Raw genomic sequence first — 18,360 nt, forward strand, 5'->3', positions numbered from 1 at the left:
GGATTTCCCGGCGGCGCGCGAGTGCCGCCGGGTGACCGGTAGGGAAAAGATTGCTATGATCCGCCAGCCGGGGAAATCCCGGCTTTTTTGCGTCTGTGCCCTTGAGGTCGCAGGCTATCCCAGGCATGCAGTGGTCATGCCGACCCCTCAGGGGCATGGCTCGGATGCCATGGTTCGATTACAACTGCACGCGACCGAAGGCCAGCCAAGGCTGCTGCCACGGTTTTCGTCTGGGCTTACCGGAACGAGAGGTGATTTCGCGAATGGCAACGGTAGACCGCTGGCTTTTGCCAGATGGCATCGAAGAGGTGCTGCCGCCCGAAGCGGCGCGTATCGAAACGGCGCGTAGACGTGTGCTGGACCTGTTCCAGCGCTGGGGCTACGAGCTGGTCATCACCCCGCATGTAGAGTTTCTCGAGTCTCTGCTCACCGGTTCCGGGCAGGATCTGGATTTGCGTACCTTCAAGGTCATCGACCCGCTCTCCGGGCGGCAGATGGGCCTTCGCGCCGATATCACGCCGCAGGTGGCTCGTGTCGATGCGCACACCCTGCGCCGTGAAGGTCCGAGTCGCCTGTGCTACGCCGGCAGCGTGCTGCACGCCAAGCCGCAGGCACTGTCCACTTCGCGCAGCCCCATTCAGTTGGGCGCGGAACTGTATGGCGATGCGTCTGCTTCGAGCGACATCGAAGTGATCAGTCTGATGCTGGAAATGCTCGAGTTGGCCGATGTGCCTGACGTGCATATGGATCTCGGTCATGTCGGCATTTATCGCGGCCTGGCCAAGGCCGCTGGGCTTAGCGGCGAGGCTGAGCAGCGCCTTTTTGATGCGTTGCAGCGCAAGGCAATGGATGAGATTGGCGAGCTGACTGCAGCGATCGAGCCTGCCCTGGCGGGCATGCTGCGTGCGCTGGCGCGACTGTGCGGCGGGCGCGAAGCGCTCGGCGACGCGCGTGCGGCGCTGGCTGGCGCGCCGGATGACGTGCAGGCAGCCCTGGAAACCCTGGTGGTCATTGCCGATCAATTGGCAGCGCGATATCCGAATGTTCCGCTGTATTTCGATTTGGGCGAATTGCGTGGCTATCACTACCATACTGGAGTGGTGTTCGCGGTATTCGTGCCTGGCGTCGGTCAGTCGATCGCTCAGGGCGGTCGTTATGACGATATCGGTGCCGATTTCGGTCGTGCGCGGCCCGCGACGGGATTTTCCACGGATCTAAAGACCTTGGTCAGTCTGGGGAATGCTGATCTGACGACGCCCGTGTCTGGCATCTGGGCGCCGCAGGGTGATGAGTCCGGTTTGTGGGGTGCGATTCGCGACTTGCGCAGCCAGGGCGAGCGCGTCGTTCAGGCTCTCGACGGTCAGTCGCAGGCCGACGCCGCGCAGCTGGGTTGTGACCGGCAATTGCTGTTGAGTAATGATGTCTGGACGGTAGCCTCGCTGGCGTCCTAATGGCTGTGGCGCCGCGCTGCGGCGCCGGCCTGGTTTCGATTATCGCCGGTTGCGACCGGTATGCTTCGCCGAAGAGGACAAAGGGTTATGGGTAAGAACGTCGTGGTCCTGGGCACCCAATGGGGTGATGAGGGCAAGGGCAAGATCGTCGATCTGCTGACCGATCAGGCGGCTGCGGTCGTGCGTTACCAGGGCGGCCACAACGCCGGTCACACTCTGGTCATCGACGGTGAGAAGACTGTGCTGCACCTGATTCCGTCCGGCATCCTGCGCGACAACGTGCAGTGCCTCATCGGTAATGGTGTGGTGGTCGCTCCCGATGCGCTGCTGCGCGAAATCACCAAGCTGGAAGAAAAGGGTGTGCCGGTACGCGAGCGTCTGCGCATCAGTCCGTCGTGTACGCTGATCCTGCCTTACCATGTGGCCTTGGATCAGGCGCGCGAAGCTTCGCGCTCGGAAGGCAAGATCGGCACAACCGGTCGTGGCATCGGCCCGGCGTACGAAGACAAGGTTGCGCGTCGCGGTCTACGCATCGCTGATCTGTTCAATCCGGAGCGTTTCGCCGTCAAGCTGCGCGAGCTGCTGGAATATCACAACTTCGTGCTGCAGAACTACTACAAGGTCGAGCCGGTTGATTTCCAGAAGACCCTCGATGAGGCGCTTGGTTATGTGGAGATTCTCAGGCCGCTGATCACCGACGTTACCGCGCGTTTGCACGAACTGCGTAAGCAGGGCGCCTGCATCATGTTCGAGGGGGCTCAAGGTTCGTTGCTGGACATTGATCACGGCACCTATCCCTACGTGACCAGCTCTAACACTACTGCTGGCGGCACCGCCACCGGTTCCGGTTTTGGCCCGCTATACCTTGATTACATTCTTGGTATCACCAAGGCCTACACCACGCGTGTTGGGTCCGGTCCGTTCCCGACCGAGCTGTTCGACGAGGTCGGTGCTCGCCTGGCCGAGCGTGGTCATGAATTCGGCTCGACTACTGGTCGTGCGCGTCGCTGTGGTTGGTTCGACGCGGTCATTCTGCGTCGTGCCATCGAAATCAACAGCATCTCCGGCATCTGCCTGACCAAGCTCGATGTGCTCGACGGGCTGGAAACCATTCGTATCTGTGTTGGCTACAGGGATCGCAACGGCGACGTGCTCGTCGATGCGCCTACCGATGCTGACAGCTACGATGGCCTGCAGCCGGTTTACGAAGAAATGCCGGGCTGGAGCGAGTCGACCGTTGGTGTGAAGGCGCTCGATGAGCTGCCGGCCAATGCACGTGCCTATATCAAGCGTATCGAGGAGTTGGTCGAGGCCCCGGTGGATATCATTTCCACTGGCCCGGACCGCAACGAGACCATCGTGCTGCGTCATCCGTACGCCTGATCGAAGGGTTATGGCTACAGCAAAAGACCGCCCTCGGGCGGTCTTTTGCGTTACGGCTTGTGGGTGGGCGATCGAATAGGGTGCGCTGCTGGTGACGCTGCTGACCGGCCTGGCACTGAAACGAAAAAACCGAGCCAAAGGCTCGGTTTTTTCTTGAAGAGTGGTGCCCAGGAGAAGACTCGAACTTCCACGGTGTTGCCACCGCTAGGACCTGAACCTAGTGCGTCTACCAATTCCGCCACCTGGGCACATTGCGATGATTGCTCATCGACTTTTTTTGCCATTTCGTCGATCAGATCGACCGAAGTTGACTTCTTCGTCTTGCATGAGACTCGCCATGTTGCGGCGGGTTTCATTTGAATAAGTGGTGCCCAGGAGAAGACTCGAACTTCCACGGTGTTGCCACCGCTAGGACCTGAACCTAGTGCGTCTACCAATTCCGCCACCTGGGCACAAGAAACGATGATACTTGGCCGTTTCCGTGTTACAACGTCTGCCAGACATTGTGGGCGCGAACTATACGGCTGAGGTATAGCCTTGTAAACCCCTGATGGTGAAAAATAATTTGCGTGAAAGCTGCCGTCCGGCAGCGATTCGCGCTTCAATAGAAAAAGGGCGTTCTGGCCCTATAAATGAATGAAAGGTGACATCTCTTAATGGCCGATTGGCAATCCCTCGATCCCGAGGCCGCTCGTGAAGCGGAAAAGTACGACAACCCTATCCCCAGTCGCGAGCTGATTCTCCAGCATCTCGGTGAGCGTGGCTCGCCGGCGGCCCGCGAAGAGCTGGTTGAAGAGTTCGGGCTCGTGTCCGAAGAAGATATCGAAGCGCTGCGTCGCCGTTTGCGCGCGATGGAGCGCGATGGCCAGCTGATCTACACCCGGCGCGGCACTTATGCCCCGGTAGACAAGCTGGACCTGGTCTGTGGTCGCGTCAGTGGTCATCGCGATGGTTTCGGATTTCTGATACCCGACGATGGCAGCGACGATCTGTTTCTCAGTCCTGCGCAGATGCGTTTGGTCTTCGACGGTGACCGCTCTCTGGCCCGCGTGGCCGGCCTCGATCGACGCGGGCGTCGCGAAGGCGCGATCGTTGAAGTGATCAGTCGCGCGCATGAAAGCATCGTCGGTCGCTACCACATCGAAAGCGATGTTGGTTTCGTCATTCCCGATAATCCGAAGATCCAGCAGGAAGTGCTGGTGACGCCGGGTCGGGCGCTGGATGCCAAGCCAGGTCAGTTCGTCGAGGTGAAGATCACGCACTGGCCGACCCAGCGCTTCCAGCCGCAGGGCGACATCGTCGAGGTGATCGGCAATTACATGGCGCCGGGCATGGAAATCGATGTAGCCCTGCGCAGCTTCGATATCCCGCATGTTTGGCCGGAAGCGGTGCTGAAGGAAGCTTCCCGGCTCAAGCCCGAGGTGGACGAAAAGGACAAGCACAAGCGCGTTGATTTGCGCCATCTGCCGTTTGTGACCATCGACGGTGAGGATGCGCGGGATTTCGACGATGCCGTCTATTGCGAAAAGCCGGGTGGCTGGAAACTGCTGACTGGCGGTTTCCGCCTATACGTCGCCATTGCTGACGTTTCGCATTACGTCAAAGTCGACTCGGCGCTCGACAAGGAAGCGGTGGTTCGCGGTAACTCGGTGTATTTTCCCGAGCGGGTGGTGCCGATGCTGCCCGAGCAGCTGTCCAATGGGCTCTGCTCGTTGAATCCGCAGGTCGATCGCCTGGCGATGGTTTGTGAAGTCACCCTGAGCAAATCGGGGAAGATGACCGACTACCAGTTCTACGAGGCGGTGATCCACTCCCATGCACGTCTGACCTACAACAAGGTCAGTGCCATGCTCGAACAGCCCAAGTCCGCCGAAGGCAAGCGCTTGAGTGCCGAGTACGCCGAAGTGCTGCCGCATCTCAAGCAGCTCTATTCGCTGTACAAAGTCCTGCTCAAGGCGCGTCACACTCGCGGAGCGATCGACTTCGAGACGCAGGATACGCGTATCGTCTTCGGCGCCGACCGCAAGATCGCCGAGATCAAGCCCACCGAGCGCAACGATGCGCACAAGCTGATCGAGGAGTGCATGCTCTGCGCCAACGTCGCCACGGCGGAGTTCCTGCAGAAACATGAGATTCCAGCGCTGTATCGTGTCCACGATACCCCGCCGTTGGAGCGCCAGGAAAAACTGCGCGCATTCCTTGGTGAGCTTGGTCTTTCGTTGCACAAGGGCAAGGATGGTCCAACGCCGAAGGATTATCAGGCGTTGCTGGAGCAGATCCAGGGGCGCCCGGATTTCCATGTGATCCAAACGGTGATGCTGCGCTCGTTGAGCCAGGCGGTGTATAGCGCCGAGAATCACGGTCACTTCGGATTGAATTACGAGGCCTACGCGCACTTCACCTCGCCGATCCGGCGTTATCCAGATCTGCTGGTGCATCGGGCCATTCGTAGCGTCATCCGTTCTCGTCGTGATACGCCGCACGTGCGCCGCGAAGGCGCAAGCAGCATGCCCAAGGCGCGCATCTATCCGTACGACGAAGCGGCTCTGGAGCAGTTGGGCGAGCAGTGCTCGATGACCGAGCGGCGTGCCGATGAGGCCACTCGTGACGTGGTGAACTGGCTCAAATGCGAGTTCATGAAAGATCGCGTCGGTGAAACCTTCCCAGGTGTCATCACTGCGGTGACCGGCTTCGGCCTGTTCGTCGAGTTGACCGACATCTATGTCGAGGGTCTGGTGCATGTCACAGCGATGCCGGGCGATTACTACCACTTCGATCCGTTGCACCATCGTCTGTCCGGCGAGCGCAGCGGTCGTAGTTTCCGTCTCGGTGACAGCGTCGAAGTTCGCGTCATGCGCGTCGATCTGGATGAGCGCAAGATCGACTTCGAGCTGATTGGAGGCGGTACCAAGTCTGCCCCGGGTCAGCGCGATGGTGAGGGTCGTAGTCGCGAGCCTGGCAATGCCGATGTGCGCAAGAGTCGAGAGCTGAAGAAGGCACTACTGGCTGAAGGCAAGGGCGGTCGCAAGAGCAAGGGCGAGAAGGCGACTGGCAGCAAGTCCAGGTCGGGGGCTGCGAAGTCCAAGCCCGCCGTGAAGTCGGGTGAGAAGCCGTCCGGTACCAGCGGTGCTCCCAGAAAGCGCAAGGCCAAGTCATGAGTCAGCTGGAGAAGATCTACGGTCTGCATGCCGTGGAGGCGTTGCTGCGCCATCATCCTAAGCGCGTCAAACAGGTTTGGCTGGCCGAGGGTCGTGGCGATCCGCGCGTTCAGGTATTGATCGAGCTCGCCGCCCAGGCGCGCGTGAGTGTCGGCCAGTGCGAGCGCCGCGAGATGGATGCCTGGGTTGAAGGCGTGCATCAGGGAGTGGTCGCCGATGTCAGTCCAAGCCAGGTATGGGGCGAGGCGATGCTCGAGGAGTTGCTCGATCGCGCCGAAGGGCCGCCGCTGCTCTTGGTGCTGGACGGAGTGACCGATCCGCACAATCTTGGCGCCTGCCTGCGCACCGCGGATGCCGCGGGAGCGCTGGCAGTGATCGTGCCGAAGGACAAGTCGGCCACCCTCAACGCCACCGTGCGTAAGGTTGCGTGCGGAGCGGCCGAGGTGATTCCCCTGGTCGCCGTCACCAATCTCGCGCGTACTCTTGAGAAATTACAGCAGCGCGGCTTGTGGGTCGTCGGCACCGCCGGCGAAGCCGAGCAGTCCCTTTACGATCAGGACCTTACCGGGCCCACCATTCTGATCATGGGCGCAGAAGGTCGCGGTATGCGGCGCTTGACTCGCGAACATTGCGATTACCTGGTGCGCCTGCCCATGGCCGGAAGCGTCAGTAGTCTCAATGTGTCTGTAGCCACCGGCGTTTGCCTGTTCGAAGCACTACGCCAGCGTAGGGGCGCAAAGGTGACTGGTTAGCTTTGCAGGATTACCTGTGCCATCTGAAACCGATTGACCTTTTTGTGGTCAATCGGTGTCCCAGGCCCGTCCGACGGATAGCGGCTTCTCGTCATATTGCTTGAGCGCTCCGGATGCCATCGGAGCCTTGCTGAGTTCGTTACGCGGCGTCAGGCTCGTACCATGGAGGTTGTATGCAGCAGCGCCCATCTTTCGAAAGCCTGTTCCGGCTATCCCCGAACGCCTATGTCCTGCTTGATCCCAATTTGGTCATTCTGGATGCCAATACGGCCTACCTGACGCTGACCGGCAGGAGTCTAGGTGACATTCAGGGGCAGCGGCTGCACGAGGCTTTTGCGGCCGATCCGCTCAGTCCCGAAACCACTCGGGTGCAGGAGTTGCTCGACTCTTTTGCTCGCGTGCTGAGCCGCAAGACGATCGATACGCTGCCAGTGATTCGTTATTCCATCGCGCGCCAAACGCCACACGGACCCGTCTACGAGGATCGTTACTGGAGCGCTACGCACACGCCGATCCTGGATGAGCAGGATGAGGTGGTTGCGATCCTGCAGCACACATCGGACATCACCGAGCTGCAGGCGATGAAAGACTCCCTGCGCGAGGCCGTGGCGGGCCAGCAGCCCGTGCAACAGCTGGAGCAGGGCGTAATGTCCCGCGCCAAATTGTTGCAGTCTGAAGGCGAGCAGCTGCGCCGTCTCTTTGCCCAGGCGCCTGGATTCGTGTGCTTCCTGCGTGGTCCGGAACACGTTTACGAACTGGTCAATGATGCTTACCGGCAGGTTACCGGGCACCGTCAGTTGTTGGGCAAGACGGTTCGTGAAGGATTGCCGGAAATACAGGGGCAGGCGCTTATCGGGTTGCTCGATGACGTCTATCGGACGGGACAGCCGTATATCGGTAAGCGCGTATCGCTATTTCTCCGACGACAGGCGGACCGAGAGCCGGAGGAAACGATTCTGGATTTCGTGCTGCAGCCGATCGTTGAGAACGACGGCGCTGTCATCGGTATTTTCGTCCAGGGCCAGGAAGTGACTGAGCAGCAGCGCAACGAAACGGAGTTGCGCCGCTATCGCGAACATCTGGAGGAGTTGGTTCGCGAGCGCAGTCTTGCATTGCAACAAAGCGAGGCCGAGCGACAGGTGGCCGAGCAGGCGCTACAGCAGGCCCAGCGCCTGGAGGCGGTGGGCAAGCTGACTGGCGGTATCGCGCACGACTTCAACAACATGTTGCAGATCATCGGTGGCAACCTGCAATTGCTGCGGCGCAGCCTTGGTAGCGACGAAACCGCTGCGCGGCGTTTGGATTCGGCGGTTAGCGGAGTCGAGAAGGGCGCGCGTCTGGCTTCGCAGCTTCTCGCCTTCGCCAGTCGCCAGCCGCTGCTTCCGCAGCAGGTTGATTTGCCCGATCTTCTCGAACAGATGCACGAGTTGCTAAACGGGGCCCTGGGTTCGGCCGTGCAGCTGGAACTGGACGTGCTGGGCCAGCCCTGGCCGATCTTTGTCGATGTAGGCAATCTGCAAAGCGTGGTGCTGAACCTGGCATCCAATGCGCGTGATGCGATGGCAGGCAGTGGCCGCGTCGTGCTGCGCCTGGAGAACCGTCTGCTGGGTGAAGAGGCTCCGGCCGAACAGCGGGGTCAGTACGTTCTGCTCAGTGTGATCGATGAAGGCAGTGGCATGAGCGACGACGTACGTGCCCGGGCATTCGAGCCCTTCTTCACTACCAAACAGAACAGCAACGCATCTGGCCTTGGCTTGAGCATGGTCTACGGTTTCGTCAAGCAGAGCGGTGGCTTCGTCACGCTGGAGAGCGGCGAGCGCGGTGGTACGGCTGTGCATGTTCATTTGCCCCGCTGTGTCGACGATGCTCAGTCATTGGGGGAGGATGGCGACCGTTCAGGCAGGCCAATCCAGGCGGTTACAGGGAAGGCGCCGTTGGCAGCTACCTCGGAGCGGCAGGACGATGATCGCAGCCTGCAGATTCTCTTCGTCGAGGACGATCCTACGCTGCGCATGTTGACCGGCGAGGTGATGATGGAGCTCGGGCATCAGGTCGTGGCCAGTGAAACGGCAGAGGAGGCGCTTGAGGTTCTCGAGCGGCAGAGCTTCGATGTATTGCTGACCGATGTAGGGCTGGCTGGTATGAGTGGCATTGACCTTGCTCGTGAGGCGGCCAGCCGGCAGCCGCAACTCTCGTTGGTGATTGCTTCGGGTTATGCGGTCAATGCCTCCGACGTCGGTCTGGCACGGCTGCGCACCATGCTCAAGCCCTACGACATCCATCAGGTTCGAGAGCTGCTGGACGGCATTCGCGCCGAGCGCGCAGCGTTGCGCCGCTGACAGGTGCCGGGCTGGTTAAATATTCACCAGTTTGCCTTGCGCCACTGCCGGCCCTTCACTAGAATGGCGCCCCTTGCCTGGGTGGCAGGCGTTTGCGCGCCTTTCTACAGGCAAGACAACAAGTCATTCACTCCTTGCCTGACCGTATTATCGGCAGGCTGCAACCCGTAAGGAGCAATTATGCGTCATTACGAAATCATCTTTCTGGTTCACCCGGACCAGAGCGAGCAGGTCGGCGGCATGGTGGAGCGTTACACCAAGCTGATCGAAGAAGACGGTGGCAAAGTTCACCGCCTGGAAGACTGGGGCCGTCGTCAGTTGGCTTATGCCATCAACAACGTGCACAAGGCTCACTACGTGATGCTGAACGTCGAGTGCAGTGGCAAGGCCCTGGCCGAGCTGGAAGACAACTTCCGCTACAACGACGCCGTCATCCGTAACCTGGTCATTCGTCGCGACGAAGCCGAGACCGAGCAGTCTGAAATGCTCAAGGCCGAGGAAAACCGTAGCGAGCGCCGCGAGCGTCGTGATCGCCCTGACAACACTGATGGCTCCAATGAGAGCGACAGTGACAGCGATAACAACGCTGACGAGTAATCCACGGATCTATTGAGGAGCCTATTTCATGGCACGTTTTTTCCGTCGTCGTAAGTTCTGCCGTTTCACCGCCGAAGGCGTGAAAGAGATCGATTACAAAGATCTCAACACTCTGAAGGCCTACATCTCCGAGACCGGCAAGATTGTTCCTAGCCGTATCACCGGAACCAAGGCACGTTATCAGCGTCAGCTGGCTACCGCTATCAAGCGCGCCCGCTACCTGGCCCTGCTGCCCTACACCGACAGCCACGGCCGTTGATCCGGCTGGTCGGCAGAAGTAAAGGATAAATCGCATGCGCGCCCTGGCTGAGTTCATCATGCGCGGCCGTATGCAAGCCATCTTCGTGGTGGCCGGCGCCGCGGCGCTGCCCATGCTGTTCTGGTTGAGCGCTGCCGCGGGCTGCCTAGTGTTGCTGCGGCGTGGTCTCAACGATGCGCTGGGTGTGCTGGTCTGGGCCGTATTGCCGGCTCTGGCCTGGTGGTACTTCGGCGATCCGCGAACCCTGCTGGTATTACTGGGTTCGCTGGGGCTGGCGTTGCTGTTGCGTAGCCAGGCGTCGTGGGTGCGGGTGATGTTGTGCAGCGTGGGGCTTGGACTGCTGTATGTCTGGGCTCTCGGTGCGGTGTTCGGCGAGCCCATTGCGGCGCTGGCCAGCGAACTGCAGAAAGTGTTGCCTGACGCATTGTCGGGCGCCTATCAGCAGCTTTCGGTGGAAGAGCGCGGGCGCTTGGAGTCGTTGTTGGCACCTGTACTGACCGGCCTTCTGGCTGCGTTGCTGCAGATCGTTACGTTGCTAAGCCTGATGCTGGGCCGGTACTGGCAGGGTGCGTTGTACAACCCGGGTGGTTTCGGCAGCGAGTTTCGTGCGCTGCGGTTTCCGCCGCTGCTGGCGATGCTGTTGCTGGTCGGCATGTTGCTGGGGCCCAACCTTGGCGTAGAGCTGGCCGTGTTGACGCCGTTGTGCAGTGTGCCGCTGGTATTCGCCGGTATCGCGCTGATGCACGGACTGGTGGCTCAGGGGCGTCTGCCGCGATTCTGGCTGGTGGGGCTGTACGTCACCATGGTGCTGTTCATGCAGTTGATTTATCCGCTACTGGCCGTTTTGGCCATTGTCGACAGTCTGTTTGATTTTCGTGGTCGCGCAGCCGGTAAGAACGGTGCGGGACCTGCGAACGGTGAAGGTTAAAAGCTAAGAGGTAAGACTCAAATGGAAGTCATCCTGCTGGAAAAAGTCGCAAACCTGGGCAACCTGGGCGACAAGGTAAACGTCAAGTCTGGTTACGGTCGCAACTACCTGCTGCCGCAGCGCAAGGCTACTGCTGCTACCGCAGTTAACATCGCCGAGTTCGAAGCTCGTCGCGCTGACCTGGAAAAAGCTGCTGCCGAGCGTAAGGCCTCTGCCGAAACTCGCGCTGCTCAGCTGGCTGAACTGGAAGTCACCATCACCGCTACCGCGGGCGATGAGGGCAAGCTGTTCGGTTCCATCGGCACTCACGACATCGCCGACGCACTGACCGCCTCTGGCGTTGAAGTGGCGAAGAGCGAAGTTCGTCTGCCGAACGGCACCATTCGCCAGGTTGGCGAATACGACGTAGCTGTGCACCTGCACACCGACGTCGAAGCGACCGTCAAGCTGATCGTCGTAGCCGGCTAAGCCATCGTTTGGCGCCGCTGGTGCCTGACGAGTAACATCGGGCACGTTTCCATGCGAATGGAACGTGCCCTTTGTTTTTTCTGTAGTTCCGAATTCCGAGTGCCATGAACGACATCAGTGCCCCCCAGCAATACGATCTGGAAACCGCCGCGCTCAAGGTGCCGCCACATTCCATCGAGGCAGAGCAGGCGGTGCTCGGCGGTCTGATGCTGGACAACAATGCCTGGGAGCGCGTGCTCGATCAGGTCTCCGATGGCGATTTCTATCGTCATGATCATCGCCTCATCTTCCGCGCCGTTTTCACCTTGGCCGAACGCAACTCGCCGTTCGACGTGGTCACCCTGTCCGAGCAGCTGGACAAGGAAGGGCACCTGTCGCAGGTCGGCGGCCTGGCCTATCTCGGTGAGCTGGCGAAGAACACCCCGTCGGTAGCCAACATCAAGGCCTACGCGCAGATCATTCGCGAGCGCGCGACGCTGCGGCAGTTGATCGGTATCAGTAACGAGATCGCCGACAGCGCCTACGCACCGCAAGGCCGTACCGGCGAGGAGATCCTCGACGAAGCCGAGCGTTTGATCTTCCAGATTGCCGAAGCGCGGCCCAAGACCGGCGGCCCGATCGGCATCAACGACATCCTGGTAAAGGCGATCGATCGCATCGATACCTTGTTCAATGCAGGTGAGGCGATCACCGGCCTGTCCACTGGCTTTACCGATCTGGACGAAGCCACCAATGGGCTGCAGCCGGCCGACCTGATCATCGTCGCCGGTCGCCCCTCCATGGGTAAGACGACCTTTGCCATGAACCTCGTCGAAAATGCCGTGCTACGCACCGACAAGGCGGTACTGGTGTTCTCCCTGGAAATGCCCGCTGACTCTATCGTCATGCGTATGCTCGCTTCGCTGGGGCGTATCGACCAGACCAAGGTCCGCGCCGGTAAGCTCGAGGACGACGACTGGCCTCGGCTGACGTCGGCCGTGAACCTGCTCAACGACCGCAAGCTGTTCATCGACGATACCGCCGGCATCAGCCCGTCGGAGATGCGTGCGCGAACCCGGCGCCTGGCTCGCGAGCACGGCGAAATCGCCATGATCATGGTCGACTACCTGCAGTTGATGCAGATCCCAGGATCGAGTGGCGACAACCGTACCAACGAGATTTCCGAGATATCCCGCTCGCTCAAGGGCCTGGCCAAGGAATTCAACTGTCCGGTTATTGCCCTGTCGCAGCTCAACCGCTCGCTCGAGCAGCGTCCCAACAAGCGGCCGGTGAACTCCGACTTGCGTGAATCGGGAGCAATCGAGCAGGACGCGGACATCATCATGTTCGTGTACCGGGACGAGGTGTATCACCCGGAAACCGAGTACAAGGGCGTCGCCGAAATCATCATTGGCAAGCAGCGGAACGGTCCGATCGGCACCACGCGCCTGGCGTTCCTCGGTCGCTATTCGCGTTTCGAGAATCTGGCGCCCGGCAGTTACCAGTTCGACGACGAGTAAGCCGGGGCGGGCGTGCGCATTGGCGTTTTCGCCGCCGACAGCATGTCGTCCCGCCCGCCTTCGGCAGAACCTCGGCCTGCGCGGCCCTGTCGACAGGAGTAAGATTTCACCCACCCGCTGTTGTACAGGAAGAGTCCCATGCGTCCGCTGGTTGCTACGGTCGATCTGACCGCGCTTCGTCACAACTATCTGCTTGCCAAGCAATGCGCGCCGCAGCGCCAGGCATTTGCTGTGGTCAAGGCCAACGCCTACGGCCACGGCGCGCGCGAAGCGGTGACGGCGCTGCGCGAGATTGCCGACGGTTTCGCCGTGGCCTGCCTGGAAGAAGCGGAAGACATTCGGCTCAGCGCCCCGGACGCGCGCATCCTGTTGCTGGAAGGCTGTTTCGAGCCGGCTGAATATCTGCGCGCCGCTGAACTGGGCTTGGACGTCGCCATACAGGATCAGCGCCAGGCCGACTGGTTGCTCGACGCCGATCTTGGTCGGCCGCTGAACATCTGGCTGAAGCTGGACTCGGGCATGCATCGGCTCGGTTTCACGCTGGAAGGCCTGCGGGAATGCCATGCGCGGCTCAAAGGCCGAGCGCAGGTCGGCGAACTGAACCTGATCAGCCACTTCGCCTGCGCCGACGAGCGCGGCCATCCGCTGACCGAACTGCAGCTGGAGCGTTATGGCGAACTGTTGGCGCTGGAGTTCGACAATTGCTCGCTGGCCAACTCCGCGGCAGTGCTGACGCTGCCACAGGCGCATATGGCATGGATTCGCCCTGGCATCATGCTTTACGGCGCTACACCGTTCGCAGAGCTGAGTGCGCAAGAACTCAGGCTGCGCCCGGTGATGACACTGACTGGCGCGCTGATCGCTATTCGTGAGCTGCAGCCAGGTGAAAGCGTCGGCTACGGCGCCAGCTGGGTGGCGCAGCGCGCTTCGCGAATCGGCACCGTCAGCTGCGGCTACGCCGATGGCTACCCGCGTACGGCGCCGTCTGGTACGTCGGTCGTTATCCAAGGCCAGCGCGTGCCGTTGGCTGGGCGGGTGTCGATGGACATGCTCGCCGTCGATCTGACCGACCTGCCGCAGGCACAGCTCGGCGATGCGGTGGAGCTGTGGGGCGCGCAGATGCCGATCGATGAGCTGGCGAAAGCCTGTGGGACTATCGGCTACGAGCTGCTGACCAAGGTCACCGGGCGGGTCCCGCGTCGCTACGTCGGCTGATCTGCCGGCGTTCGCAGCCCGTCCTGTTTAACCCAATTGCCTCTGCCTTGGTGTTTGGCGCGGTAGAGCGCCTCGTCCGCAGCCTTATAGAGCTGTGCAAACTCGTCGGCGTGGCGAGGAAAGAACGCAGCGCCGACGCTGATCGTCACCGCCAAGCTGATATCCCCGTAGGTAACTGGCTGAGACAGCTCATGCAGTAGCCGCTCGGCAATGTGGGCGGCATCGAGCTCGACGTCAGGCCCCGTCAACAGGACGGCGAATTCGTCGCCGCCGAGCCGTGCCGCCATGTCGTTGCTGCGTACCAGATTGCGCAGGCGTTGGCCAAGAGTGCGCAATAGCTGGTCGCCGGCGTCGTGGCCGTGCTCGTCGTTGATCGGCTTGAAGTGATCCAGATCGATGAGCAGTAGGGCGATGGACTCGTTGCGGCGCCCGGCATCGCTCAGCGCCATCTCGACGCGTTCGACGAGGTAGCGGCGGTTGGGCAGTTCGGTCAGCGGGTCATGGAAAGCGGCCTGCTTGAGTTCTATTTCACGTTCGCTGAGATGCCGGTTGGCTTCGGCGAGTTCGGCCGTGCGCGTTTCCACCGCAATAGTCAGTTGCTCGGCGCTGGCCTGAGCGTGCTTCAGCCGTGCGGTTTTTTCCTGGTCGGCGTGTTCCAGAGCCGCTGCCCGTTCCTGCTTGAGTATCTGGATGCGATAAGCCAGCGCAAAGGAGAACAGGATCGATTCGGCGGCAACCGCCAACGGGAATATGTAGGCATTCCAGGGGGCCGGTTGAACCACGCCCGTGGCGCGTAGCAGCAGCAGATTGACGCTGCCCAGGATCACCCCGAAGCCGAGCAGATACAGCAGTGCGGGAAAATAACCCTGGCGCCAGCGGCGGAATGAAGCCCATAGCGACGCGGGGATGGCTGTGAGCGCCAGGACTACGAACACCCAGGCACCGAAAGCGCGCCAGCCGAACGCGTTGAGCAGTATGGCTGAAACATAGAGGGTCAACGCGAAGGTCAGCAGGCGGTGTGCCCAGGGAACGAACTGCCGCGTCTGCAACAGGGTCTGGGTGAAGCGGCAGGCGCTGAATCCCCAGAGTGCCGGAATGCTGATGCGGTCGAGCCAGAAGGGCACAGGGCCGTTTGGCCAGAGGTACTGGAATCCATGGCCGGTCATCGCCAGGATCATCAGCAGCGCGCCGCTGGTGGTCATCACATACCAGAAGTACGCGTTGTCACGCAGGCTGAGGAAGATGAACAGGTTGTACAACAGCATCGCCAGGATGACGCCGTAGATCAGCCCCAGAAACAGATTTTCTCCTACGGCCTGCTCCTGCAGCGCATCCAGCTGCCAAACCTTGAGAGGAAATGAGTTGCCGGCGGGATCATGACTGCGCAAGTAGAAGGTCACCGGCGCCTGGTCACTGAGTTGTGGAAGCCGGAATAGCATTCGCCGGTAGGCATGGTCGCGGCCGTCGTTGAAACCGACCAGCTCGCCGGATTGCCGCTCTGCCCAGGCACCGTTTTCGTCCTGGAGGTAGAGGCGCAGATCTTTCAGCGTCACCGAGCCAACCTCCAGCCACCATTGCAATGGCGCGTCGCTTTCGCGTTGCAGGCTGACCCGAATCCACCATGGGTGAGGGCTCTGTCCGACGCTGGCCTTGCCCTGCGCCGGCTCGAAGCGTGCCTGTATGTCCGGGCGTTGCAGGTCATTGATACTCAGCTCGGCGCCGGGATCGGCCAGCAGCGCGACGTGCGCATTCAGGCCGCGGCCGCTGTCATTGGCACTCAGGCGGGCGGTTTCGGCATGGGCCGAGCCCACACTGCAAAGTCCGAGAAGCAGGGCGAAAAGAACGGCGTGCACCAGACACTCCCGGGCTCAGGGCTATGGTTGAGTGGCGCGAGTATAGCGGGCAGCCGTGACAGCGTGCGCGCCTGTCGCATAGCCCGATAAAGACCTTGCGTGGTGGTCGGACTTGGTTATTTTTTGTGCTATATTCCGCGCCCGTTTTCGATGTCCCGGTTTTTCGCCATGCACGCTGCCAAGCCGCTGTTTGACTATCCCAAGTACTGGGCCGAGTGTTTCGGCCCGGCGCCATTCCTGCCGATGAGCAGGGAGGAGATGGATCAGCTCGGCTGGGATTCGTGCGACATCATCATCGTCACCGGTGATGCCTACGTCGACCACCCATCCTTCGGCATGGCGATCATCGGCCGTCTGCTTGAAGCGCAGGGGTTTCGCGTTGGCATCATCAGTCAGCCCGACTGGCAGAGCAAAGACGACTTCATGAAGCTCGGCGAGCCGAATCTGTTCTTCGGCGTCGCTGCCGGCAATATGGACTCGATGATCAACCGCTACACCGCCGATCGCAAGGCGCGCTCCGATGACGCCTATACGCCAGGCGGCCTGGCCGGCAAGCGGCCCGATCGCGCCAGTCTGGTTTACAGCCAGCGTTGCAAGGAGGCCTACAGGCACGTGCCGGTAGTGCTCGGTGGCATTGAGGCCTCGCTGCGCCGCATCGGCCATTACGATTACTGGTCGGACAAGGTGCGCCGATCGATCCTGATGGATGCCACGGCCGATATCCTGCTCTACGGCAACGCCGAGCGCGCCATCGTCGAGGTAGCGCAGCGCCTGGCTCGGGGTGAGCGGGTCGAAGCCATCACCGATGTGCGCGGCACCGCGTTCATTCGCAAGGATGCGCCGGAAGGCTGGTTCGAGATCGACTCCACGCGTATCGACCGTCCGGGCAAGATCGACAAGATCATCAACCCCTACGTCAATACTCAGGACCTTTCTGCTTGCGCGATCGAAAAGGACAAGGGGCCGCAGGATGATCCCAACGAGGCGAAGCCGGTCGAGCTGCTACCACACCCGAAGCTCGAGCGTGACCGCACGGTGATTCGCCTGCCGTCCTTCGAGAAAGTGCGCAACGACCCTGCGCTGTATGCCCACGCCAACCGCGTGCTGCATTTGGAAACCAACCCCGGCAACGCCCGCGCGCTGGTACAGCGTCACGATGATCGCGAACTGTGGCTCAACCCACCGCCGATTCCGCTGACGACCGAGGAAATGGATTACGTCTTCGCGGCGCCCTACGCGCGCGTGCCGCATCCTGCCTATGCCGGGGCGAAGATTCCGGCCTACGAGATGATCCGCTTCTCAGTGAACATCATGCGTGGCTGCTTCGGTGGCTGCACCTTCTGCTCGATCACCGAACATGAAGGCCGCATCATCCAGAGCCGTTCCCATGAGTCGATCCTGCATGAGATCGAGGAAATGAAGAACGTTCCGGGCTTTACCGGCGTGGTCTCCGACCTCGGCGGCCCGACGGCCAATATGTATCGCCTGGCCTGCAAGAGCCAAGAGATCGAGAAGCACTGCCGCAAGCCGTCCTGCGTGTTCCCTGGCATCTGCGAGAACCTCAATACCGACCACAGCTCCCTGATCGAGCTGTATCGCAAGGCACGTGCGCTGCCAGGCGTGAAGAAGATCCTGATCGCCTCCGGTCTTCGTTATGACCTCGCCGTGGAGTCGCCGGAGTACGTCAAGGAGCTGGTCACCCACCATGTGGGCGGCTACCTGAAAATCGCCCCGGAACATACCGAGCGTGGCCCGCTGGACAAGATGATGAAGCCGGGCATCGGCAGCTACGATCGCTTCAAGCGGATGTTCGAGAAGTATTCGAAGGAAGCGGGCAAGGAGCAGTACCTGATCCCGTACTTCATCGCTGCGCACCCCGGCACCACCGACGAGGACATGATGAACCTCGCGCTGTGGCTCAAGGCCAACGGTTTCCGCGCCGACCAGGTACAGGCCTTCTATCCGTCACCGATGGCCTCGGCCACCGCCATGTACCACACCGGCAAGAACCCGCTGCGCAAGGTGACCTACAAGAGTGAGGGCGTCACCGTCGTCAAGAGCGAGGAACAGCGGCGTCTGCACAAAGCCTTCCTGCGTTATCACGACCCCAAGGGCTGGCCGCTGCTGCGCGAGGCGCTGATCAGCATGGGGCGCGCCGACCTGATTGGTAACGGCAAGCATCAGCTGATCCCGGCGCATCAGCCTGCTACCGAGGGCTATCAGAGCGCTCGACGCAAAAACTCCACGCCGGTTGGCAGCAAGAAAGCCGGGCAGGGTGGCAAGATCCTTACCCAGCACAACGGGTTGCCACCACGCAGTCACGACGGCAACGCCTGGGACAAGCGCGAGCAGGCCAAGGCGGCGGCCGAGGCGCGGCGCAAGGCGGAAAAGATGGGCAAGCCGGCTGGCAAAGGCGGCAAGTCGCAGCGCCCCGTCGCACCCCGCTAGCCGACGAGGC

The 18,360-nt window shown here is 61.1% G+C and carries 13 protein-coding genes and 2 tRNA genes; 12 read left to right on the top strand and 3 right to left on the bottom strand.

Translation table 11 applies throughout. From position 1 onward, the window contains the following. Positions 1–263: 263 nt before the first annotated feature. A complete protein-coding gene (locus SM130_RS02975; RefSeq protein WP_102824344.1) occupies positions 264–1,451 on the top strand; it encodes an ATP phosphoribosyltransferase regulatory subunit in 1,188 nt (395 codons plus the stop codon). An 87-nt stretch (positions 1,452–1,538) separates the two neighbouring features. After that, positions 1,539–2,834 carry an adenylosuccinate synthase gene (locus SM130_RS02980; RefSeq protein ID WP_102824345.1) on the top strand — a complete coding sequence of 432 codons (1,296 nt, stop codon included), beginning with the start codon at positions 1,539–1,541 and terminating at the stop codon, positions 2,832–2,834. A gap of 161 nt (positions 2,835–2,995) precedes the next feature. Here the strand turns inward: SM130_RS02980 and SM130_RS02985 are convergent. After that, positions 2,996–3,082 (bottom strand) — tRNA-Leu (locus SM130_RS02985). A gap of 117 nt (positions 3,083–3,199) precedes the next feature. Continuing rightward, positions 3,200–3,286, bottom strand: a tRNA-Leu gene (locus SM130_RS02990). Positions 3,287–3,490: 204 nt separating this feature from the next. Between SM130_RS02990 and rnr the strand changes: the two genes are divergently transcribed. From rnr to alr, 9 genes are all read left to right on the top strand, one after another. Continuing rightward, the gene (rnr, locus tag SM130_RS02995; RefSeq protein WP_102824346.1) at positions 3,491–5,992 is read left to right on the top strand and encodes a ribonuclease R; all 2,502 of its coding nucleotides are present in this window, start codon (positions 3,491–3,493) and stop codon (positions 5,990–5,992) included. After that, a complete protein-coding gene (rlmB, locus tag SM130_RS03000) occupies positions 5,989–6,744 on the top strand; it encodes a 23S rRNA (guanosine(2251)-2'-O)-methyltransferase RlmB (RefSeq protein ID WP_102824347.1) in 756 nt (251 codons plus the stop codon). Before rnr ends, rlmB begins: the two co-directional genes overlap by 4 nt. A 173-nt stretch (positions 6,745–6,917) precedes the next feature. Next, on the top strand, positions 6,918–9,083 hold the full coding sequence (locus SM130_RS03005; RefSeq protein WP_102824348.1) for a PAS domain-containing protein: 2,166 nt from the start codon (positions 6,918–6,920) through the stop codon (positions 9,081–9,083). Positions 9,084–9,263: 180 nt separating this feature from the next. Beyond that, positions 9,264–9,680 (top strand): 30S ribosomal protein S6, encoded by a 417-nt coding sequence (gene rpsF, locus SM130_RS03010; RefSeq protein WP_038656701.1) that lies wholly within the window; start codon positions 9,264–9,266, stop codon positions 9,678–9,680. Between the two features lie 28 nt (positions 9,681–9,708). Next, on the top strand, positions 9,709–9,939 hold the full coding sequence (rpsR, locus tag SM130_RS03015; protein ID WP_003283112.1) for a 30S ribosomal protein S18: 231 nt from the start codon (positions 9,709–9,711) through the stop codon (positions 9,937–9,939). Positions 9,940–9,973: 34 nt separating this feature from the next. Continuing rightward, positions 9,974–10,867, top strand: coding sequence for a hypothetical protein (locus tag SM130_RS03020; RefSeq protein WP_102824349.1), 894 nt, complete (start codon positions 9,974–9,976; stop codon positions 10,865–10,867). A 21-nt stretch (positions 10,868–10,888) separates the two neighbouring features. After that, entirely contained in the window at positions 10,889–11,335 is a 447-nt protein-coding gene (gene rplI, locus SM130_RS03025) for a 50S ribosomal protein L9 (protein ID WP_102824350.1), read from the top strand. A 104-nt stretch (positions 11,336–11,439) separates the two neighbouring features. Continuing rightward, positions 11,440–12,834: a replicative DNA helicase gene (dnaB, locus tag SM130_RS03030; protein ID WP_102824351.1), complete on the top strand. Its 1,395-nt coding sequence runs from the start codon at positions 11,440–11,442 to the stop codon at positions 12,832–12,834. 138 nt (positions 12,835–12,972) lie between these two features. Then, a complete protein-coding gene (alr, locus tag SM130_RS03035; protein WP_102824352.1) occupies positions 12,973–14,049 on the top strand; it encodes an alanine racemase in 1,077 nt (358 codons plus the stop codon). Here the strand turns inward: alr and SM130_RS03040 are convergent. After that, positions 14,037–15,902, bottom strand: coding sequence for a diguanylate cyclase domain-containing protein (locus SM130_RS03040; RefSeq protein ID WP_102824353.1), 1,866 nt, complete (start codon positions 15,900–15,902; stop codon positions 14,037–14,039). The two genes, alr and SM130_RS03040, sit on opposite strands and share 13 nt — an antisense overlap. Positions 15,903–16,070: 168 nt before the next feature. Between SM130_RS03040 and SM130_RS03045 the strand changes: the two genes are divergently transcribed. Then, positions 16,071–18,350, top strand: coding sequence for a YgiQ family radical SAM protein (locus SM130_RS03045; protein ID WP_102824354.1), 2,280 nt, complete (start codon positions 16,071–16,073; stop codon positions 18,348–18,350). Positions 18,351–18,360 lie beyond the last annotated feature (10 nt).

Source organism: Stutzerimonas stutzeri (assembly GCF_038561965.1).
GTDB lineage: Bacteria > Pseudomonadota > Gammaproteobacteria > Pseudomonadales > Pseudomonadaceae > Stutzerimonas > Stutzerimonas stutzeri_AA.